The 21,643-nt window shown below is 40.9% G+C and carries 18 protein-coding genes and 1 pseudogene; 16 read left to right on the plus strand and 3 right to left on the minus strand.

Features of this window, described 5'->3' with window-relative positions:
• Window positions 1-54 precede the first annotated feature (54 nt).
• A complete protein-coding gene (locus Q4546_RS00750; protein WP_303445499.1) occupies window positions 55-2,088 on the minus strand; it encodes a TonB-dependent copper receptor in 2,034 nt (677 codons plus the stop codon).
• Window positions 2,089-2,326: 238 nt separating this feature from the next.
• Here Q4546_RS00750 and Q4546_RS00755 point away from each other — a divergent pair.
• The 4 genes and pseudogenes from Q4546_RS00755 to Q4546_RS00770 all read left to right on the plus strand — a co-directional run.
• Window positions 2,327-2,464, plus strand: a pseudogene (locus Q4546_RS00755) (type IV pilin protein); the annotation flags it as partial.
• 240 nt (window positions 2,465-2,704) lie between these two features.
• Entirely contained in the window at window positions 2,705-3,679 is a 975-nt protein-coding gene (locus Q4546_RS00760; protein ID WP_102520870.1) for a methylenetetrahydrofolate reductase, read from the plus strand.
• A gap of 474 nt (window positions 3,680-4,153) precedes the next feature.
• A complete protein-coding gene (locus Q4546_RS00765; RefSeq protein ID WP_303445500.1) occupies window positions 4,154-5,221 on the plus strand; it encodes a B12-binding domain-containing protein in 1,068 nt (355 codons plus the stop codon).
• Entirely contained in the window at window positions 5,221-6,147 is a 927-nt protein-coding gene (locus Q4546_RS00770) for a GGDEF domain-containing protein (RefSeq protein WP_303445501.1), read from the plus strand. The genes Q4546_RS00765 and Q4546_RS00770 overlap by 1 nt, the downstream gene beginning before the upstream one ends.
• Window positions 6,148-6,295: 148 nt before the next feature.
• On the opposite strand, the gene Q4546_RS00775 is transcribed toward Q4546_RS00770, so the two are convergent.
• Window positions 6,296-7,876, minus strand: coding sequence for an isocitrate lyase (locus Q4546_RS00775; RefSeq protein ID WP_303445502.1), 1,581 nt, complete (start codon window positions 7,874-7,876; stop codon window positions 6,296-6,298).
• 110 nt (window positions 7,877-7,986) lie between these two features.
• On the opposite strand from Q4546_RS00775, the gene Q4546_RS00780 reads away from it, so the two are divergent.
• The 8 genes from Q4546_RS00780 to Q4546_RS00815 all read left to right on the plus strand — a co-directional run bounded on the left by Q4546_RS00780 (window position 7,987) and on the right by Q4546_RS00815 (window position 17,611).
• On the plus strand, window positions 7,987-8,937 hold the full coding sequence (locus tag Q4546_RS00780; protein WP_102435682.1) for a LysR family transcriptional regulator: 951 nt from the start codon (window positions 7,987-7,989) through the stop codon (window positions 8,935-8,937).
• Window positions 8,938-9,154: 217 nt separating this feature from the next.
• The gene (locus Q4546_RS00785; RefSeq protein WP_303445503.1) at window positions 9,155-11,344 is read left to right on the plus strand and encodes a malate synthase G; all 2,190 of its coding nucleotides are present in this window, start codon (window positions 9,155-9,157) and stop codon (window positions 11,342-11,344) included.
• Window positions 11,345-12,400: 1,056 nt separating this feature from the next.
• On the plus strand, window positions 12,401-12,991 hold the full coding sequence (locus Q4546_RS00790; RefSeq protein WP_303445504.1) for an ECF-type sigma factor: 591 nt from the start codon (window positions 12,401-12,403) through the stop codon (window positions 12,989-12,991).
• A gap of 1 nt (window position 12,992) precedes the next feature.
• Window positions 12,993-15,944: a serine/threonine-protein kinase gene (locus tag Q4546_RS00795; RefSeq protein ID WP_303445505.1), complete on the plus strand. Its 2,952-nt coding sequence runs from the start codon at window positions 12,993-12,995 to the stop codon at window positions 15,942-15,944.
• Between the two features lie 185 nt (window positions 15,945-16,129).
• Window positions 16,130-16,429 (plus strand): DUF6677 family protein, encoded by a 300-nt coding sequence (locus Q4546_RS00800; RefSeq protein ID WP_303445506.1) that lies wholly within the window; start codon window positions 16,130-16,132, stop codon window positions 16,427-16,429.
• Between the two features lie 20 nt (window positions 16,430-16,449).
• Window positions 16,450-16,788, plus strand: coding sequence for a hypothetical protein (locus Q4546_RS00805; protein WP_303445507.1), 339 nt, complete (start codon window positions 16,450-16,452; stop codon window positions 16,786-16,788).
• Window positions 16,789-16,912: 124 nt separating this feature from the next.
• Window positions 16,913-17,188 carry a hypothetical protein gene (locus tag Q4546_RS00810; RefSeq protein ID WP_303445508.1) on the plus strand — a complete coding sequence of 92 codons (276 nt, stop codon included), beginning with the start codon at window positions 16,913-16,915 and terminating at the stop codon, window positions 17,186-17,188.
• 39 nt (window positions 17,189-17,227) lie between these two features.
• Window positions 17,228-17,611 (plus strand): hypothetical protein, encoded by a 384-nt coding sequence (locus Q4546_RS00815; RefSeq protein WP_303445509.1) that lies wholly within the window; start codon window positions 17,228-17,230, stop codon window positions 17,609-17,611.
• 278 nt (window positions 17,612-17,889) lie between these two features.
• Here the strand turns inward: Q4546_RS00815 and Q4546_RS00820 are convergent, their stop codons facing one another.
• Complete coding sequence (locus Q4546_RS00820; RefSeq protein WP_198590889.1) at window positions 17,890-18,867, minus strand: transposase; 978 nt, start codon at window positions 18,865-18,867, stop codon at window positions 17,890-17,892.
• 338 nt (window positions 18,868-19,205) lie between these two features.
• On the opposite strand from Q4546_RS00820, the gene Q4546_RS00825 reads away from it, so the two are divergent.
• The 4 genes from Q4546_RS00825 (at window position 19,206) to Q4546_RS00840 (ending at window position 21,625) form a co-directional block, all read left to right on the plus strand.
• Window positions 19,206-19,571, plus strand: a complete 366-nt coding sequence (locus Q4546_RS00825; RefSeq protein ID WP_303445510.1) for a hypothetical protein — start codon at window positions 19,206-19,208, stop codon at window positions 19,569-19,571.
• Window positions 19,572-19,641: 70 nt separating this feature from the next.
• Complete coding sequence (locus Q4546_RS00830) at window positions 19,642-20,301, plus strand: hypothetical protein (protein ID WP_303445511.1); 660 nt, start codon at window positions 19,642-19,644, stop codon at window positions 20,299-20,301.
• A 429-nt stretch (window positions 20,302-20,730) separates the two neighbouring features.
• Window positions 20,731-21,201, plus strand: a complete 471-nt coding sequence (locus Q4546_RS00835) for a hypothetical protein (protein ID WP_303445512.1) — start codon at window positions 20,731-20,733, stop codon at window positions 21,199-21,201.
• Window positions 21,194-21,625, plus strand: a complete 432-nt coding sequence (locus Q4546_RS00840; protein ID WP_303445513.1) for a hypothetical protein — start codon at window positions 21,194-21,196, stop codon at window positions 21,623-21,625. Before Q4546_RS00835 ends, Q4546_RS00840 begins: the two co-directional genes overlap by 8 nt.
• Window positions 21,626-21,643: the final 18 nt, after the last annotated feature.

Genomic DNA, 21,643 nt, shown 5'->3' on the forward strand with positions numbered 1-21,643 from the left:
CCAAAGTGGGCAATGATGCAGGCTTATTAAATGTAACAAGCCTGCCGGTTTTTATTAAAAATTGTAATCAAGTTTTACCCAAGCGGTTCGACCCGGCTCATTAACTTGAAATAGTGGTGAACTACCAGGAATGTCATTACCCGCTCCAGAGCGACTAACATGTTCGGCATAGGTAATATCAAATAAGTTCTCAATACCAAAACTCACTAAAATATCATCATGCTTCCAAGAGCCATTGATGGCCAATGTGCCAAAACCACTGCTTTCAGCCAGATCTTGTCCTGAGATATTACCTTGACCAATTGCGACTCTATCTTGCGCCGCAACCATCCGCCAAAATAACCCAGCGGTCCAATTTTCAGCTTCATAATTCACTGAAATACGACCCTCTAAAGGGGATATTTGCCCTAGTGGTGTATTGTCAGTGTCATTCTCACCATGGCTATAACTGACGGTGGTTTGCGCCGACCATTGATCAGTAAATGGATATAGCAGGCCTAATTCGCCGCCCCAAATCGTTGCATCAATATTGTAAGCTGCGGTCTTGGCAGTATTAGCATCAATTAAGATGTAGTCTGCCACTTTGCCGTAATAAAACGCCGTGGATATTTCAATATCGTCTTGATAAATCCAGCCAACATCAAGCTGGGTGGTTTTTTCAGCATCTAAATCAAATGCCTTAAGTGACAAATCATTATTGTCTGCCTTCATGAACTCCCAATAGTCAGGAATACGTTGGGCATGGCCGCCGCCAATATAATATTGGCTTTTATCAGTCTCAAACTCGTAGCGAACAAAGCCACTGAATAAGTCATCATCACGGCTGCCTTGCTGGGCCACATATAAACTGGTTTGCCATTGATCCATTCTTAGCCCCGTCAAGATTTTACCTTGGTTAAGCTGATAACTTGATTCAACAAATAAGCCGGTATTGATATAAGCCATGTCCTGCATAAAGGGTTTTGCTAATAAATCATCTAGGCCATTATCTTCTGCTTGATTGATGCTGCGTCCTTTGTGCTTACTGTCCATATAGTCAAGCCCGACAATGGTTTCCCATTTTTCATTGGCTGAAATATCAAACCATAAATGACCACCTGCGGTTTTTCGTCTGACATTAGTGCCTGCATTTACGCCGCGGTCAAACTGATCCATAACGTGATCGTTTTCATTACTATATAACTGAAAATCAATATTATTCAGCCAGTAAAAATCAACATCCTTTTGCAGCAGAAAGGTGACATTTTCATTATCGATCACACGAGCTTTATTGGTTCTGTCAGCGTACTCAGCCTCACCGCTTGAGCTGCCATAAGCAAGCTCAACCACGGTTGACTCGTCGGGGGTCCAACCTAAAGCAAAATTGTAATTATTACGGTCATAAAGGGATTGAATGGTGGTGCCATCACCGTCTTGATAATGATCGCTTTTAGACTTATTAGCATCAAAATCAATGTAATGGGTTTCAGTACCTGCTTTTATTTCGACTAAGTAATCTTCACGGCCAAAACTGCCACCGGTTACGCTGGCGCGACCTTCAAGGCTTTTCTCACTAAAGCTATGGCGATCTTTTTCAAATAATACCGTCCCTGCGGAACCTACTGGGCCATATTTTACTGTTTGTGGGCCTTTAATCACTGTAATGGCATCATAGGCTTCTGGATAAATATAAGCTGTTGGCGGATCCATACGTCCGCCACAGGTGCCATAAACATGCTGGCCATCATCAACAATACTGATGCGTGAACCGCCCATGCCTCTTAAAGAAGGGTCGCCACCTGCGCCGCCTTTTCTGGCGATACTAAAACCGGGGATGGTTTTTAAGTAACCTGCACCGTCATAAGCGGGCAGCGGTAATCTGGGCTTTTTGGGATCGGTGACAACTTTGGCAGGATCGCGCATTAACTCCCCAGTCACCACAAGGTAGTCATCACAGCTTTTATTATCGCAGTGCTGCTTGTGTTTTTTTTCTTGGGTGGTTTCAACAGCCTGAGTGTCTGTGGGATTAGCCTCAGTGGCTTGAACGAAGGAAGTGGGTAAAAAACCTAAAGCGACAGCGATAGAAATCATCAATTTAGAGCGGTACATAAACAGTCCTATGACAAACCTATAATATTTGTGCGGACATTTATAAATTAACCAGAACAGGTTTCAACTTAAAACCAACAAACTGCGACACTATGTCACAGGCTAATTAAAGGGAGGTCAAAAATACTAAACTCTTATAAATAAAAAACCTTTTATTCAAATAGATAAGTAGGGGTAGCAGCCCATTTGAAATAACATCGCTGCCAAATAATAAACTGAATAAATGGATTTTTGAGCCATGGCGCTTAACCATAATAAGGGTTTTACCTTAATTGAGCTCGTAGTCGTTATCATTATTCTTGCCATTCTAGCGGTTACTGCCGCACCTAAATTCATCAATTTATCAACCGATGCCAGAATTGCGGCATTAAACGGCGCAGCGATAACTCAATAAAGTCACCTCCTCAGCCAAGTACATTAACCACAACTAATAGGGAAAATGTGACTCTGCTTGCTCTATATTCAAACCCACAGACAGATAAAATCATCTGAGTTAAAACTTATCGCCGACTAATTTAAGTGGTTATTAATTATTTCAAAAAATACCCTTTTTCGGCCTTAACAAGGGTCAAAATTTAAGACACAATGGAGATAACATCCATCTAGACGGCTAAACATGAAAAAATCATTAAAACAGCGTTCATCCGATCATCACCGTGGGATCTATTTTATTGGTACAACCCCACCAAAAATCGATACTGATTTTGAATCGGTCAGTATTATCGCTGATAAATTGTTAGCTCGCCTTGATGAGATAAACTTTGATGGTTTGATCATCTACGATATTCAGGATGAAACCAGCCGCATTGATACCCCAAGGCCTTTTCCCTTTAAAGCCACTCATGATTCTGGTACTTACGCTCAGCTAATCAATCAAAAGTCAGGCAAGCCAGTTATTGCTTATAAGAGCGTTGCCGGTCTTGATGAACAGGGCTTTAGTGAGTGGTTGTCCCGCGCTTGGTATCAAAATAATGTCAGAGACTTGGTATTAGTGGGATCGCCATCGACTCAGGTTGCAAGTTCATTACCATTAAATGACGCTTACCGCGTATTAGCGGCGCACTCTCAAGCGTTCTACCTGGGTGGCGTGGCCATTGCAGAGCGCCATTTAAGTAAAAAAAATGAACATATTCGCCTGTTAGGTAAATCAAACCAAGGCTGTGAATACTACATCACTCAGGCGGTGTATAACGCCCAAGCAACCATTGATATGTTAACCAGCTACGCCAAAGAATGTGCGTTAAACAATATCAAGCCTAATCGCATCATCCTGACATTTTCACCTTGCGGCAGTGCTAAAACTCTGGAGTTTATCAACTGGTTAGGTGTGTCGGTACCCGAAGCTACCAGCCAGCGTATTTTGTCGGCAGAAGATCCTCTGTATGAGTCAATTAAGATTAATCACAGTAACCTGCTGCAAATTTTGGCTGCTGTTATACCGCTTAATATCCCATTAGGGCTGAATATTGAAAGTTTAACTAACCGTAAAACTGAGATTGATGCCTCGATTTTGATGTACAAACTGCTAAAGGGCACCATGGATCAAGCCTTAGCCCAAAATCAAATTGATCAATTTGTGCTAAATAAATAGTCCTCAGCGATAAAATCTTGCCCTATGGTGTTAATAGCCGCCATAAGGCAAGCTTTCAGCGTCAAGCGCCAGTAACAAATGGCTTAGCCATAAGCGCTTAAATTGACTCTAAAAAATCACATAAACCACAATTAAATATTGAAAAAAACCAATAATATCAGTTATTGTTGAATTAAATATGGGGGGATAACTGTAAATTAGCAGTAATGGTTAAAGGTCAAGTGTTAGCCTATAAGTCAGCAAGGTGCTTGCTAAGTCGAAGCATTAACCAACAGCGCTAAAGGCCCTCAGTTATCTCATCAACGCATTTCAAACAAAGGCACAGTCATCACTTAAACTTGCCTAATTTTTTACTACTTTTGCTTCAATGATAACCAGCAATGAGCTTTATTATGACTATAATAGCATTAGGTTTTGTCGACTTTTAACCTCGCGCATAAGTTCAATTTGTATCTGTTCAATTGAGGACTAACTATGGATAGCCAAAAACTCAATACACTACTTGCCACTGTGACTGACAATGCCATTAATGCATATTGTCAATTCGGTGAAGAAATGCTGGTAGAAATTAATCGCTGGATTTCAAAGCCCGAGCAAAGTCGTTTTTTAAATGGCAATTCGCTGGACTTATTAATCAATAATCACCGCAACCACCTTGGGTTTATCTCCCAGGTTATTGAATCCCGTGATGGAACCGCTTTAGTGAAAGCACTTCCCTGGGTCTATCAAGCTTATCACTCCCAAGGGGTGCCATTTCTCTACTTTAAAGAAGAACTCGAAAAATGGCAGCAATTGATTTTAAAGACAATTCCACCAATTGAGGCTGCACAATTAGTGCAAATATACGATTGGATGCTTAGGGCCCATGATGAGTGCTGTAGCCTAATAAAAGGCGACCGAGAAGAAGAGTTTATTGCAATGGATAACCCCTTTCTCCACTATATTATTACAGGTGATCACCGTAACGCCTACAGCTATGCATTCAATAAAGTCGCTACATGGGAAGACTTTGAGCGTTTTTTTAATAACGAGGCTCAGCCCGCTCTCTATCAAATAGGTTTGCTTTGGCAAAATGGTGACGTATCAGTATCCACCGAACATTTAGCCACAGCCATTACCAATCGTGTGCTCACTGGGCTGCTAATGCACCTAGACCTTCCAGAAATAACTAAACCAAAGATATTGGTAACTTGCGCGGCATCTGAACAACACCAAATTGGCTCATGGATGGTTGCCACAGCGTTAGAAGCAAATGAATGGGATACAACCTATCTTGGTGCCGACGCACCTAAAGATGCCATTCTTGATTATATTACAAATGAGTCACCTAAAGCCGTAATCATCAGCGTTACCATGCCTTACAATATCAAAAAGGCTCGAGAGATCCTCCAAGAAATCGACGCCTTATACCCACATATTAAAACCATTGTAGGCGGTCAGGCGCTGTCTTTTTTCCATGAACCGCAAGAAGTGCTTAAAGCCGATTTCATCACCAGCGATTACAAAGAAGCGATTCAAAAGCTCAACACCTGGTTAGCTTAATGAATATCCCCAGTGAACTTGCAATAGATATCGCAGAAAATTCGCACGTATTGGCTATCGCTGAGTTTGCTTACGATGGCACATTAATCAGTCACAACCGGGGCTTTCACTTACTGTTTGCTATTTTTCTATCTGAAACAAACAATTGGCATGACTTTTTTGCCGGTGCCCCTCGAGTGACACAAATAAAAGACCTTGACTCAGATCCGCAACTACTTAAAACCACAAAAGGTGAAGGGCTTTTATGTTCGTTTCGTAAAATGGAGTCCTCGTTCTATTGTATTGCTGAAATGTTGGAGCTAAAAGATGAAAAGCTAATTGAAGAAATAAGCAGTCTTAGTAATCTAATGGCGCAACTCAATTTTCAGCTTCGTCGCGAAAAACGGCAACTTATTAAAGCCCAAAAAGACATAGAAAGAATTGCACGTGAAGACCCACTGACATCCTTGCTAAACCGACGAGCATTTTTTGACATCATTAATCCCAAGTTGTCGTTAGCCAAACGACAAAACATGGAGGTAACCCTGTTCTTTATTGATTTAGATTTTTTCAAATCGGTTAATGATAATTGGGGGCATAATATCGGAGATATACTACTTGTGGCGATAGCAAATATGCTTAAAAAGACCCTTAGACTTGAAGATATTATTTCTCGCTTTGGAGGAGAAGAGTTTGTCGTTGTCCTTACAGGGCAATCGTTAACCGATTCGTTCATATTGGCTAACCGTATCCTAGAAAATTGCAGAGCGCTCAAAATTGCATCACTGGACAGAGTAAATACCCTTTCAATCGGCATTGCCCAGTGGGATAAAAACGAAGATATTAACAAACTGATTAAACGAGCAGATGATGCATGTTACATGGCGAAAAACAGTGGCAGAAATAAATACATTGCCTTAAGCCCTGAAACGGCAACAAGCCATTAATCATGGCTGCCCATGTTATTTTCAGAGACAGACCCAAGTGATTTAGTTCGGGAAATTAAAATATAAAAAAAGCCTGAAGCGATACTTCAGGCTTTTTGGTGTAAACGATAGCCAGTTTAACACTTGCTATCGTTTGTAAAACGAGTCGTTAAAACTGGTTCATTGTGTTGTCTTTACCTGACGCTTTAAGCGCTTGGTCACCAGAGAAGTACTCTTTATGTGCATCACCCATATCAGAACCTGCCATGTTTTGGTGTTTAACACAGGCAATACCTTGACGGATTTCCTTACGTTGAACATTAGCAACATAACCCAACATGCCTTGGTCACCGAAGTACTCTTTAGCCAAGTTATCAGTTGATAGTGCTGCGGTATGATAAGTTGGTAGCGTGATAAGGTGATGGAAAATACCCGCTTCACGTGCAGCATCAGCTTGGAAAGTACGAATTTTTTCATCAGCTTGAATAGCAAGCTCAGTTGTATCGTAATCAACACTCATTAATTGATCGCGGTTGTAAGCTGAAACGTCTTGTCCTGCTGCTTGCATTGAATCAAATACTTGCTGACGGAAGTTAAGTGTCCAGTTAAACGATGGTGAGTTGTTATACACAAGTTTAGCGTTAGGTATCACCTTACGGATTTCGTTAACCATGCCGCCGATTTGAGATACATGAGGCTTTTCAGTTTCAATCCACAGTAAGTCAGCACCATTTTGCAGTGAAGTAATACAATCAAGTACACAACGCTCTTCACCCGTACCCGCACGGAACTTAAATAAGCCATTGGGTAGACGAGCAGGTTTTACCAACTTTCCAGCTTGTTGGAATACCACATCGCCATTTTTAAGTGTTGCTGCATCAACCGCTTCCACTTCAAGGAAACTATTGTATTTATCACCTAAGTCACCAGCTTCATTGGTTACGGCAATTTTTTGTGTTAGACCAGCACCTAGTGAATCGGTACGGGCAACAATCACACCGTCATCAATACCCAATTCTAAAAAGGCATAACGAACCGCATTAATTTTCGCTAGAAATTCAACATGGGGGACGGTCACTTTACCATCTTGGTGGCCACACTGTTTTACATCAGACACTTGGTTTTCTAATTGAATACAACAAGCACCGGCTTCAATCATCTGCTTTGCCATCAAGTAAGTGGCTTCTTCGTTACCAAAACCTGCGTCAATATCAGCAATAATCGGTACAACATGGGTTTCGAAGTTATTAATTTTGTCTTGAATCGCCGCTTTTTCTGACTCGCTGGCATTATCTAATTGGCTGAACAGGCCACCCAATTCACGTGCGTCAGCTTGACGTAGAAAAGTGTATAGCTCTTTAATTAACGCAGCGACAGAGGTCTTTTCATGCATTGATTGGTCAGGTAATGGACCAAACTCACTGCGCAGTGCTGCAACCATCCAACCCGAAAGGTATAAGTAACGACGTTTGGTGGTTAAAAGATGCTTTTTAATAGAGATCATTTTTTGTTGGCCAATAAAACCATGCCAGCAACCTAGAGACTGAGTGTACTGCGATGAATCTTTATCGTAGTTATCCATGTCTTCACGCATAATCTTAGCAGTGTACTTTGCGATGTCTAACCCAGTTTGGAAACGATTCTGTAGACGCATACGAGCGACTGATTCTGGGTTGATGGCATTCCATGCACTACCTTCTGAATTAATCAAGGTAGCAGCTTCATCGATATTACTTCTGTAGTTAGTCATGTGTATATTCCTTTAACAAATTGATTAGCGGCAAATGATTACGTTGAAAATAATAGTTAGATTTGGTTAAATAAGTCTAATTTATACTTACTATTTTCGGTATTCATCTTATGAATGTATCTCGTATCGACTTGAACCTCCTTGTTTATTTAGATGTTTTGCTACGTGAAAGAAATGTAACTAAAGCAGCTGACCAACTTGGTATTAGCCAGCCTGCAATGAGTAACGGCCTAAAACGCTTAAGAACCTTGTTTGATGATCCCTTACTTATTCGCACCAGTCAGGGCATGACGCCGACAGAACGTGCTAAAGAGTTGCAACCCATAATCAGTACCTTGATTATCGGGCTAGAAAAAGCCGTACAGCCTCGCGCCAAATTTGACCCACAAGAAAGTGACAAAGTCTTTCGAGTCATGGCTAGTGATTATGCTGAAGCGACCTTACTACCTCCGCTAATTGCAAAACTTCGGACTCAAGCACCCAACATTATTTTAGACATCATGACCCCAAGTGATGTCAGTTTCCCTGATGTAGAACAAGGAAGAGTCGATATGGTGATCAATCGATTCGACACTATTCCGCAATCATTTCACCAGAAAGTTTTGTGGAATGACGACTTCAGCTGCTTGATTAGTAAGACGAATCCAGTTTTACACAAGTTTTCTTTAGACAGTTATTTGCAAGCCAAACACGTGTGGGTGAGTAAAACCGGAATGGGCGTTGGTGTAGGGATGGATCCTGCTGATGTTCAGCGCTTAGGTTGGGTGGATGAAGCATTAACTCGAATTGGCGTAAAACGGCAAATCACGGTTTTTACTCGCCATTACCAAGCCGCGTGTTTGTTGGCTGAGCAACAGGATTTGATCGCAACCATACCAAGTAAGATGGCTCGTCATCACAACAATAATGATCGGGTGAGTATTGTTCCGCCGCCATTTATTATTCCACCCATTGCATTAACTATGGCTTGGAGCCCCTTGCTTCAACATAATCCAGCACATCAATGGATGCGCCAATTAATCACTAAAACGGCAGATGAAATAAATAGAGGCGACGTTTAATCTTGTTGTTATTTTGATTTTTAATTACTGATACGTTGCAAATTAACCAAAAAAGGGTGATTTACCATAGATTTGATGAATATTGGTGATAACAAGTATAAATTGGATAAATAAGATTAATTTGATATAGAGTAAAGTCTTGCTGCGAATTAACGATTAATAATAGATTTGAGTGGTTTTTAAGTTCAGCGCACAGGAATTAAAGGTAGGGATAAACATGACAGCACGTATTCAAGTAGGTGGATTACAAGTAGCACAAGCATTGTGGCAACTGGTCGATAGTGACATTTGTCCAGGTACAGGCATTGATTCAGCAACTTTCTGGGCAAAATTTGAGGACATCATTACCGAATTTGCTCCCATTAATGTGGCCTTGTTAGAAAAAAGGCAGCAATTGCAGCAACAAATTGATCAATGGCATACAAAGCACCCAGCTAAAGACGTTAACCCAGACCAATACAAAGCTTTTCTATCCGAAATCGGCTACCTAGTGCCTGAGGGTGACGATTTTCAAATTAGCACTGAAAATGTCGATCATGAAATTGCAGCGCAAGCTGGGCCACAATTAGTTGTGCCAGTAAAAAATGCACGTTTTGCCCTTAACGCCGCCAATGCACGTTGGGGCAGTTTATATGATGCGCTATATGGTACTGATGCCATATCACAACAAGACGGCGCCGAGCTGACCAAACAATACAACCCCATAAGGGGCAATAAAGTTATCGCATTTGCAAAACATCACTTAGATACCGCAGCCCCATTAGTGCAAGGCAGCCATGCTGATGTAACGCGGTATTATATTGATGCAGGCCAACTACGTATGCAGTTAACTGATGGCACAATCACAAGCTTAACCCAAGCACAAAAGTGTGTCGGTTACCAAGGTAGTGCAGATGCGCCCAGTGCGATTTTGCTGGTTAATAATGGTTTGCATATTGAGATCCAAATTGATCCAGACAGTGTTATTGGCAGCAGCGATAGTGCTGGCGTAAAAGACTTGTTAGTTGAAGCCGCTGTTACCACCATTATGGATTGCGAAGACTCTGTTGCTGCGGTTGATGCTGAAGACAAAGTTGAAGTTTATCGCAATTGGTTAGGTTTGATGCAAGGTAACTTAGCTGCCTCACTGACTAAAAATGGTAAACAAATCCTTAGAGAGCTTAATGATGATAGGGTTTATACCGCTGCTAATGTTAATGCTAGTACAGACGCTAACACCGTAACGTTACCCGGCAGAAGCTTACTCTTTGTACGTAATGTTGGCCACTTGATGACGATTGATGCCGTACTAGATAAACATGGCAATGAAGTACCAGAAGGAATATTGGATGGCATGATCACTGTGCTTGCCGCTATGCATGACCTTAAAGGTAACAATAATGGTCGCAGTAATAGCCGCAAAGGATCGGTGAATATTGTCAAACCTAAAATGCATGGCCCAGAAGAAGTGCAATTTACTTGTGACTTATTTACCAAGATAGAAGATGCACTCAACCTCCCCCGTAATACCATTAAAGTCGGCATTATGGATGAAGAGCACAGAACCACACTCAACTTAAAAGAGTGTATCAGGGTCGCGCAACAGCGCGTTGTCTTTATTAATACCGGCTTTCTTGACCGTACCGGTGACGAACTCCATACCTCAATGTTAGCGGGCGCCTTTGTCCCCAAATCTGTGATGAAGCAGCAAAAATGGATTAAGGCTTATGAAGACTGGAATGTCGATATTGGACTTGAATGTGGCTTACAAGGTCGCTCTCAGATTGGTAAGGGTATGTGGCCGATGCCAGATGAAATGGCTGCCATGCTAGAACAAAAAGTGGCTCACCCAAAAGCGGGGGCAAACACGGCTTGGGTACCATCGCCCAATGGTGCCGTACTGCATTCTATCCATTATCATCAAATAAATGTGGCGGAAGTTCAACAGCAACTTAAGCATCGTAAGCGTGCTAGCATCGATGACTTGTTGACGATTCCATTGCTTGATGACACGACAACATTAACCCAGCAACAAATTACCTTTGAGCTAGAAAATAATGCTCAGGGCATACTGGGCTATGTGGTGCGCTGGATTGACCAAGGCGTCGGTTGCTCGAAAGTGCCTGATATTAATAATGTAGGTTTAATGGAAGACAGAGCGACTTTGCGGATCTCGTCGCAATACTTAGCTAATTGGCTTGAACATGGCTTATGCAGTGAAGAAGAAGTGATGGCGGCACTGAAAAAAATGGCTGCTGTGGTAGATGCTCAAAATGCAGGCGATCCACTGTACATTAATATGGCCCCTAATTTTGACGGCATAGCCTTTAAAGCGGCTTGCGACCTTATATTTAAAGGTAAATCGCAACCTTCTGGTTATACAGAGCCTTTACTACATGCATACAGGATCCAAGCTAAAGCAGGTTAATCTTTAGCGTTAATACTGGCTCTGTGTTTATGTAGTCACTCAATCAATAAGCCCTGATCTTGCAAAGATTAGGGCTTTTTTGAATGTTCAAGTTGGGGGATGAGATTAAGCCTACGCTCACCTTAACGGCACCCACTGATTGAAAGCAAAGGAGATCGTTAGATATTCAGCCACTTGGAGTGGGTGGCCGCATTGTTCAATATCTTCAACCAGTATGTAGTGGTATAGCGAATTTGGCCACTCTATTGAAGGTGATATTAGATTATTGAGGGTAAATACAAATGACTAAACCTCGAGAGATATCCATTTCAAACACATTTCGGGGCATAAACGATTTAGAGTGAACAATAATCTAAGTCGCTTTTATCCCTTAGCAATTTGCTAGCTTCAATTAAAGTTGTGAAATATAGAGATAAAAACAGAGACTTAAGAACCAATAAAACACAATTAAGTTTGTGAATAAGACGATATATGGCTGGAAACCAATGAGCATTTTTCAATTAAAATTGTGAAAGATATCTTTAACCAATGATTTAACGGTTAGTTGAACGGATAAAACTTTAACTGCTGTTCTTACCCACCAAGCTTTGATTTTTAGTGACTAACGAACACTAGCCACAATTTTAGAACCTATCGAACTAATTTATAATAATTTTCTAGTTAAGAACTTGTTTGATAGTGAACATTTACAAATGATATTATATGCAAATAGTGCGTTAAACTATAAATCAGTGGCTAGATCGCTAATGTTTTTCTAAAAAGTTATATTACTCTTTAAATCCTTATTCTGTTCAGTAAATCTTCATTTTAAAATTGGTCAAAAATGATTAGTATTCGGATTGAACATACTAAATAAAAAAACACACACTCATGCAGTCGCCCAGTTCTTATCTCCCAGCCCTTCTTAAATGGTCAATCCCAATTAAAACTAATTATTTTTGTAGATTGTGATTACTGCCCGATAGAAATGATTGATAAGCATATAGATAGTTAATACCATGCATCCGCACCTCTAAAGTGGAAGTGATAATTTGAACCATATAATGGTAGGTTTTTATGAACATAAGTAACGCCGTTAGAATATTGGATGATTCTGAATTGTTGCAGGGATGGCAAAGCAGAAACAAATTACAATCTGATGCTTTTTTCACCGCAGCCTATGATGATATCTATAGAATAGTTGAAAACCTTAGACGTTATCACGCTCCAGCAAGAACTCTTCTGCATAGTGCAGGCACTACCGAACTGACCCATGAAGCGATTTTAAAACTTAATCGCTGGCGCCAGGATGAAACTCCATTAAGCCAGAGGAAAGATTTTCTCGATTATGTTCGTTGCTCTGTGTGGCATCTTCTGTTTGCCAAAAATGAATATCAACAAGCAAGAGAGCATCTCAAAGCCGATTATTACCTATCGCAAAACAGTAAAACACAATCTTTCTCTCCTAATTTCCAGCTTAATCACGATCTGCAAGCAGCCTTAAAATCACTCAAAGAACGTCATCCAAAAGAAGCTCAAGCTTTTGAATATAAACACTTCAGTGCTTGTAGTAACCGGGAGATTGCCGAGGTCCTTGAGATCAGCGAGCGTACTGTCAATTCTCGAATTAAGTTTGCGACCGACCACCTTAGAATGCTGCTGGCTTAATATGGATGCCTCGGATATTTATGCTGAGCTGATTGAACTCTCGGCCGATGAGCGAAAGGTAAAATTGGCTGAGGTTAATCAGCATAATTCACGACTAGCAAATGATCTTGCAGCCATGCTAGCCATGAACTGCACCGATGTGACTCAATACGGTCATAAGCTATTCTGTATCAATGATGATGTGTCCGAGCAAAACTATTTAGGTTGTGAGGTATTGGGTTTTACCCTGACTCGCTTACTGTCTGATGCTGGCGCCACGGGCGTAGTATTTCTGGGTGAGCAAACGATTGAGTCGGCGGTTACAGACGAAAATTGCACCCATTTCGCAGCCATTAAAGTACTCAAGGTCGAGAGGTTAGCCAAAGAACAGACCGACAACCTGTTTTTTCGCGAATCGAGCAATTTAATAGCCTTGAATCATGCCCGCATCTGTCGTTTATATGGTGTAAGTAATATAAAGAGGAACCCTTGTCTTATTACCGAGTTTGTCGATGGTAAGCAACTCGATGCTCATCTAAAGCAAGACTGCCCCTCGCATAAACAACGATTGCAGATTTTTGAACAGCTTTTGGAGGGCATGTCACATGCACACAGCCGTAGCCTTTATCATGGCGATCTGAAACCGCAAAATATCTTGATTGATGCTCAAGGTGAAGTAAAAATCATTGACCTTGGTTTTGCCCGTCAATTTGAGCAAAATACCTCATCGCTCGAGCAACACTATATTCATGCCTTCTCTCGCCACTGGAGCGCGCCGGAGCAAGTGTCTGGGATCTGGTGCAAATCTCGCTCGGATGTCTACTCGTTAGGCGTGCTGTTGTTTTATCTTCTCAGTGGGCACTTACCCGAAAGTCATGGGTTTGATACCGATGTCCAGTGTCCGGCGTCTTTGCAGCTTATCCCTGAGATAAATGCAGAAAGCGCCGCTATGATAGCCAAGGCGACCCACAGCGATCCTTTGTATCGATATAGAGAAGCCGATGAGTTTTTAAATGACTTTAAAAATTGGCAGCAAAAGCGCCCTGTTTTGGCCTATTCCTCAGCCATAAGCTATCGGTTTAAAAAAGCGCTATATCGTAACCCTGTGATGTCTGGGATCTCCGGCGCATTATCACTGTCACTTCTAGTCATCACGATAAATTTTATTGTGCAGTATTTTGCCATTTTGTCAGAGAAGAAAACCAATCAAGAGGTTATCGCGCAGTTGTCCGATATCTTGCTTTATACTCGCCCAGAGCTTAGTCATTCATTTAATAGCCCCAAGCTCGACGAAGTGTTTATCTATGCGGCCAAGCGCTGGCAACAGCAGCAAGATAAGCTGACGGGATCAGCACGTTATGAGACGGCACAAATATACCTCAAAGGATTATTATCTTTAAACGAACTTGATTCTGCTACCGAACTGTTGGATCAATTAAAACAAAAGGAGACATTAGATGCGTTAACATCTTATCAGCGCGCAGGGCTCGATATTCTTGAATTAATAATCCTCCAGCGGCAAGACTTGCCCAAGTCACAATGCTTTGATACTGAATCAGTTGAGACGCAAGGAGGTGAGAGCCAAAGGGTCAAAATATGCCCTAGCCAGAATATGGCTAATACCTTGTTAATGCGCTATAAGCCGAAAATCACCACTGATATAGCCTCACTATTGGTGATCGTCAGCGCGCTGCAAACGGCGGGAATTGGGGCTAATACCTCATCAGAATATGCTCAGTATGCTTTGGCCTCGGTGGTTAGCTTGATACGCCATGATGAAAAAGCATGGCGAGCCCTGCCATTGCAAGATAAGCACGCATTATTCCAGATTTTTGCTTTGCCTCATGTACGCCCAGATTTTTCAATATTAACCGAGCAAGACAAACTGTGGATTAGCCAGCAACCACAAGAGTGGCTCACTAGTTCAACGAGTATTGCCAATCAGTATATGACGCTGCAATTGGCTAAAATGGTAGCGTACAACTTAGATCAAGTTGAACTCACTGTAAATTATACGGCTCAAAAACATGCATTGAGCCAATCAGCGCTAAAGATGACGCCATTTCGTTTATCCTTCGAGCCACTGGCCAAGGTATCGCTATCAGATATTAATACCAGTCAAAGTGAACTTGCTAAAATGGAGCAGGTGATCATCGAGAATTATAGCGAGAGTATGGCTACTACGTTAGCCGCCATTAATTCACTGGCCAGTGCTTATCTTTATATTGGCGATCTACACCAAGCAGAAGCTACGTTGATGCTGCCTTTCTCTGCTAAATTTATTGCTAAGCATACCGATATGGGCTTGTTTGGCACGTACCCTACGCAGATGGAACTGGCGATATGGCACCGTGATTGGAATCAATTTAAACGTCATTTCCAAGACTACCAAGCGCTGTTAAGTCCAATGTTAACAAATCAAGGAAGTAATAGAGGGATACCTACTCAAACTCATTTTTCTTTGTTCGATTTTCTGCTATCAATTGAGCCAAATAGCCTCACACCTGAACAATTGCCCGAGATAAAGCAGACCTATCTATCCTTGGAAACAGACAATGGTGCCGATATCTATCTGACTTATGTATTAGCCGTAACAGGGCATAAGCAAACGGCAGATGGGCTAGCAAAGACGCTAATATCGATACCAATCACAGAATTTTTTGATCCCTATGCGGTAACTGCCGCGGGATATTCTATGGCACCAGCATGGGATGATGCTGTAATCTTTTACGCCAGACTATTGACCCACAGTGGGCAGGGAGCTCGCTCTGAGGCGCTATTAGCCAACAAAATAGCGAACAACAAATACAAATATACAAGGCTAATGCGCCTAGCGCTGGGTGAAAGTTTACTGCAGCAAGGAAAACGCAATGAGGCAAGCAAGCTGTGGCAAGTTATCCAAGCCGATAAACATGGGCTACCTTTGTTCCGCAAGGACTTTATCGCCATGTATGACAAGCTTGAGTCAATCTGATATGACCAGATTGTCGTGCCAAATTTTGCAATTCTATACCACTAACGAGCTTGTATAGAAGTCGCGCATTGTCGCAGCATAAAAATATTCAAAAATTTTTGCGTAAATTTGAACACGCTTTGTCACTAGTTGGAATGGATGATTATCTGCATTATGTAGCTATCGAATTTTAACAGGTAAAGAGCATGAGTATTCAAGATACAATTTCACACGAACGCATTCGTAACCAGATGAAAAATAAAATTGTCGGTATTTTACTGAGTTTTTGTTTTCCGGGTGCCGGACATATGTACGCCGGTCAGATCATGAAAGGAGTGATCATCTTAGTGACGTTCACGCTATGTGTTATTACTTCATTCTTAATTGTTCCGGGATTAATTGCCATGATTCTGTGGGGGTGGGCAATGTACTCTGTGAACAATCTGGTCATTGAGCATAATGACCGATTGCTTGCAAATGAATTAGAGAATCAAAAGTCCATTTAATAGGAATAATGGTATTACTTATGAAGCAAAATTTACTGATTAAATCATTAGTGCTGGCTATGTCGCTATTTTTGGTTGGATGTGGGGTAGAAACTCCACCAACAGAGGTTGCACATCAAGCAATGAAGCAGGCTATTTCGCAAGCCACTATGGGCATGGCGGATGCAAGCTTCGCCAACTTGGATATATCGGATTGTGAAAAGTTTGATCTCGATGGCAATGCAGAGTTAACAGTGGACTGTGAGGTTTCTGCAGAGGTATCTTTCTCCTTATTTGGTATGAGTTCAGGGGATCCCGAGACCATAACCGAAAGAATCGTGTTTGAAAAACGCCAAGGGCAATGGTTTGTGATTGGTTAATATAGACTCATTGAATGGCAATGCTAAATAAAACTAGCTTAGCGTTGCCATATAGCCAATTGATATTAGGTTAAATAATCGTATTGAGTTTTATTAACTTTTAGAGTTACAAAAGACAGATTTTATGCAAAATATAAACGATAACATTATCAATATTGCTGATTTCTTACATCTTAAAAAAACAGCTAAGCCGATTACTCGATATTCTCAATATCAGCAAGAAGAACTTGCATATATCATTATGATACGTGCTACAGGTCTAACAGATTTTTATGAAAAAGCCGATTTTTATCATAAGTATGCTACTGAGTTTTGTTTTGCACATGGACTAGAAGTCAGAGATATCAATATTGAACGTAGGCTTCGCCAGTCCAATCCAGCATTGCAGATGCCTTATTAACCCTTGTGGTTTTAACCCTATCATTTGGAAGTTCTCAGGGTGGACAAAACAGAAATAACCAAAGTGATGTCAGTGATTGAAAATGCAAAGATGCCAGATTGGATTTACGCTATTTATCTGCCTATTTTAGTTTTTGGTTTTTCTTTATCGGTATTTTCGATGGGAATGATTTTAGTTAATATACTCCATTTTGATGCTCCTATTGAGAAGGTACGTTACCTGATACTTTTTCTGTCCGGTTTTGCATTGATAACTGCGGATATAAAATTGTGTGAGTTAAGTGTGTACCACGACACTATGCGTTTATTACGCGTTTACCAACCAAGTGTTACGTCTATTGAGTTGGTAATTAAGTGCACACCTTATGGGGAGCGAACCATAAAATTTGACGCATTAAAGGATTGGGTTGCCAATAGCGAATAAATACATAGCCACCCATTATTTTGAAGTTATAACATAACGCTTTTCATTTTAAGTGAATAAATACATAGCCACCCATTATTTTGAAGTTATAACATAACGCTTTTCATTTTAAGTTGCTAACACCAACAATCATTTACTGAAGGGATGAACCCTGCCAAAGGACTGAAAATTTCATAATTAATCGCCAAAATTAAGTCATAAACTAAATTCAATCCAGCAGAAAAGCTTGATATCAATCAAGTGGGGAATACTTTTACTTGAAATTAAGAAATGATTTATTAAGCGCACAACCATCGCTGACAGTTAGCTGCACCTTGTCGCCGCTTGCGCTCTAGATGTTCACAATATTCAGTTAATGCAGGTAACGCCCCTACAGCTCCTTTAAATAATGCACCAAACTCAGTAGTGATTTTTAACCAGTTTTCAGCAGGAATATTCAATCTATTGAGAATATCCTGGCTACTCGCGCTTATGGCACCGCGTTTGTCATCACGAATAATCCGCCCTGTATCTTCAACCAGCACAATGTAATCTTTGACGCTAAACATCAAACCATTAGGCATATCCAAACGTTCATTGCCCACAAAAGGCAGTAACTCCGCGGGTTGCTCACCTTTCATGGCTGAGTTGATCCGGCGCTGAATGCTGGTGTAATCGGAGCTTTCAGGGGCTGTAGCCATCTTGGCGCGGATAGGGTTTAAGTCCACATAGGCCATGCACGCAAGTACTGCAGCTTCATCTAATAATGCTTGGGATTTAAAGCGCCCCTCCCAAAATCGACCAGTGCAGTTATCTTCTTTATTGGCCATTCGGGCAATAGGTTCACACAGTGAACGCATAAACCAACTGATATCAGTCAAGCGTAGTCGGTATTGAGTAATACAGTCATTCACAGCCTGTAACTCAAACTCATTAAGCACTTCACCTTTAACAAACTTATTGGTCAGCAATGTGCCTTTAAAGCCTTTATGCCATTGGGTAAGCACCTCGAAATCAGACCAGTTTTTGGCGGTATCAATATCCACTTTTAGCACCACATGTAAATGATTACTCATCACCGAATAAGCACAAATATCAATGGCAAAAATCGTCGCAAGCTCTAATATCCGAGAATCAACCCACTCACGGCGATGCTCATAGTTATCACCAGAGCTTGCATCAAAACCACATAGAAAGGCTTTACGCACCACTCTAGAACAGCAGTGGTAGTAAGGCGTATCTTCTAAACTCACGAGTGTTTCTCTTGGTCTGGCCATCATCTATCACCGATTATTAAGCAATAACCAAAGCCTAGTACAGTGTTGATAATTTAGCCACTTAAAGTGGGTGGCCATGTTATTTCTGAGAGACTGAAGCCACTTATTACAAAGGCTGATTAACGATACAATCTGTAACACCCTACTTTTAAATGATTTTATATCAATTGTTCGGACAAAACAGTGCGCTAAACCATTGCAATAAACAGACCCAATAGCGTAATCTGTAACCAACGAAAAACAAACGCAGGCCAAGCTCTTAATCCAATAAGAGAACGCCTTTCAGGGAAGAAGAAGCCAATCATTCGCTTGTTTCACTTAAAGGATTATGTGATTACATGATGTTAAGAACCATATGTACTTTATTTTTATTTTTCAGCCCAATAGCACATTCAGAAACTGAGCTTGAAATTGAAGAAGGCGTTAGCGAAAAAGCAGTAAACGCAATAGTCAGCAATTTCGAACAAGGGTTTCCAGAATATTATTTAGGCATGTATGTTCGCACATTGAAAAAGACAACCGTATGTTGGATTGGACGTGATAAAGATGGAGTATTTTTAGTTCGTACTGGTTGCCATGATTATGGCTACTGGAGTTACGAAGTTAGATATCGTTGCCCACATATCGATGCAGCATGTTTTTGGGAGCTTGGCAGCGAAATGGCAATAGTTCACACAGGACGACCATCTATTCGAAAACGTTAGCAATACACACCCTTTCAAAGATAAAAAATTAAGTTTACTCTGACCCCACTTATTCATGAAAAGGATTGATATGAGCATTGCAGAGAAAGAAAAAGAATTATTTGAATCTTGGGAACCTCAAAGAAAAGGGTTTGTGAAAGATGGGGTGGTGTCAGAACAGGATTACTTGAAGTCAGGCATCAAAATTTGTTTTATTCTCAAAGAAGTGAATGATGACGGTGAAGATGGTGGCGGCTGGGATTTAAGAAAATACCTCTATGATGGAGCAAGAGGAAGCACTTGGAATAACGTTGTTCGTTGGACTAGGGTAATAAGAGCAATAAATGAAAACATTCATTGGCATGAGCTTGAAGATGTTTCTGATAAGCATAGAAAAGAGCAGCTGCGATCCATTTGTTCAATGAATTTAAAGAAATCACCAGGTGGCATGACAACAGTTCATTGGGAACTAGATCAAGCCGTGATTGAAGATAAAGAAAAGCTACGGCATCAGTACAATCTCTATGATGCCGACATCACCATCTGCGGAGGGACAGGTTGGCATATGCTGGATGTTTTAGATATCAATAGAGATGAAATCAAGACAACTAGCCGCGGAGTAAACTACTTTACTAATACTTCAGGTAAACCAGTTTTGATGTACAACCACCCAGCAGCCAGAACATCGCATGCGATGTTAACTTATAGCCTTTTAGATGCCGTCAGAGAAATATTGAAATTTACTGACTAATTATAAGAGGATGGTTGTAGATGCATAAATTAGCAACACCAAAACTAGCACGCTATTTTTTAATAATTTTATATCAACTTTTTGGACGAAAAAGTTCGCTAACCCATTGCAATAAAAAGAAAAAATAGAGTAATGCATAACCAATAAAAACAAACGCAGGCCAAGCTCTTAATCCAATAAGAGAACGCCTTTCAGGGAAGAAGAAGCCAATCATTCGCTTGTAAAAATCCCGTTATTAATTTCTTACTCATTGAGATTTAACAATGGATGGCCTTGTTATTACTAAAAAAATATAGGTTAACTAGACTCAAAAGTCTAAGCCATTTCTGCCCATAAATTGGTTAGTGGATAAGTCGCTTTTATCCCAAACATCGACGCTACTTACGTCATGTCTGTTCACCACAGGTCAAAATAAGAAAGGAAGTCGAATTGAATCACGCTAGATTTCAGTCACTAATCAAACAACTTTACAGCACTGTCAGTAAATTAGAGAAGATGTTTCCGGGTAGACACTTCACACCAGACGGCCATATGGTGGGAAGTATAGGTGAGTGTTTAGTAGCTGACGCTTATGGTCTAAGCCTTCAAACGGCATCAAACAAAGGTTTTGATGCTACTAGCGAAAATGGTCTAAAAGTAGAAATCAAAGCAACTCAATCAAATCGCGTCGCATTCCGCAGTTGCCCTGAGCATGCGATCGTCATAAAAATCGACAAAAGCGGTACTTTCGAAGAAATCTATAATGGCTCTGGGGCTAGGGTTTTCGAACATTTCACAGGGAAACCTCTGCCAAGTAATGGGCAATACCAAATATCAACATCTAAGCTAAGGCAACTTCAAGGTCTTGTGCCAAATGAAGAGGCACTGCCTCAGCTCGAACAAGGGGGAAACGATGCCTGAATCTACAAGGCACCATAACATCCAAGTGCTTACAAATAATGGTTTCGATCAGTTCTCAAATACTACTGTATTTTTCAAAGAGGCAATAAGCGTCATATCACCATCAGTTGCTCAAAATAGCACTGGTGGTTATTGGTTTGATTTACGTAAAGTCAATCTCGACCGTCTATCGACAAATGCGTACCTTTTAGTACGAGTGGTTCCTGACCAATTTATCCTGATAGCACTCTCCGGCATCAAAAGCCTTATTTCAGAGGAATTAATGGATAATCGCCCTCACTCGGGAGATGTTTGGGGTGTAAAAATGGACTTTGACAATAGCAACTGTAAAGTCCAGCTCTACAGCAACAAAGACTCATCATCGAGGGTTTACAGCAATGTACTTACTGTCGATAGCGTAACAAAAGCTTTGCAATCACTCTAAGGCGCTTTTGTCCAAGAA

Origin of the sequence: Shewanella sp. 4_MG-2023, assembly GCF_030548015.1 — a bacterium.
Lineage (GTDB): Bacteria > Pseudomonadota > Gammaproteobacteria > Enterobacterales > Shewanellaceae > Shewanella.

Bases quoted from the DNA above. Each gene is read 5' to 3' on its own strand.
- Q4546_RS00800 (WP_303445506.1), top strand. From the start codon at position 16,130: ATGAGTATTCAAGATACAATTTCACACGAACGCATTCGTAACCAGATG.
- Q4546_RS00765 (WP_303445500.1), top strand. From the start codon at position 4,154: ATGGATAGCCAAAAACTCAATACACTACTTGCCACTGTGACTGACAAT.
- Q4546_RS00790 (WP_303445504.1), top strand. From the start codon at position 12,401: ATGAACATAAGTAACGCCGTTAGAATATTGGATGATTCTGAATTGTTG.
- Q4546_RS00770 (WP_303445501.1), top strand. From the start codon at position 5,221: ATGAATATCCCCAGTGAACTTGCAATAGATATCGCAGAAAATTCGCAC.
- Q4546_RS00820 (WP_198590889.1), bottom strand. From the start codon at position 18,867: ATGGCCAGACCAAGAGAAACACTCGTGAGTTTAGAAGATACGCCTTAC.
- Q4546_RS00785 (WP_303445503.1), top strand. From the start codon at position 9,155: ATGACAGCACGTATTCAAGTAGGTGGATTACAAGTAGCACAAGCATTG.
- Q4546_RS00830 (WP_303445511.1), top strand. From the start codon at position 19,642: ATGAGCATTGCAGAGAAAGAAAAAGAATTATTTGAATCTTGGGAACCT.
- Q4546_RS00775 (WP_303445502.1), bottom strand. From the start codon at position 7,876: ATGACTAACTACAGAAGTAATATCGATGAAGCTGCTACCTTGATTAAT.
- Q4546_RS00825 (WP_303445510.1), top strand. From the start codon at position 19,206: ATGATGTTAAGAACCATATGTACTTTATTTTTATTTTTCAGCCCAATA.
- Q4546_RS00795 (WP_303445505.1), top strand. From the start codon at position 12,993: ATGGATGCCTCGGATATTTATGCTGAGCTGATTGAACTCTCGGCCGAT.
- Q4546_RS00805 (WP_303445507.1), top strand. From the start codon at position 16,450: ATGAAGCAAAATTTACTGATTAAATCATTAGTGCTGGCTATGTCGCTA.
- Q4546_RS00810 (WP_303445508.1), top strand. From the start codon at position 16,913: ATGCAAAATATAAACGATAACATTATCAATATTGCTGATTTCTTACAT.
- Q4546_RS00780 (WP_102435682.1), top strand. From the start codon at position 7,987: ATGAATGTATCTCGTATCGACTTGAACCTCCTTGTTTATTTAGATGTT.
- Q4546_RS00750 (WP_303445499.1), bottom strand. From the start codon at position 2,088: ATGTACCGCTCTAAATTGATGATTTCTATCGCTGTCGCTTTAGGTTTT.
- Q4546_RS00840 (WP_303445513.1), top strand. From the start codon at position 21,194: ATGCCTGAATCTACAAGGCACCATAACATCCAAGTGCTTACAAATAAT.
- Q4546_RS00760 (WP_102520870.1), top strand. From the start codon at position 2,705: ATGAAAAAATCATTAAAACAGCGTTCATCCGATCATCACCGTGGGATC.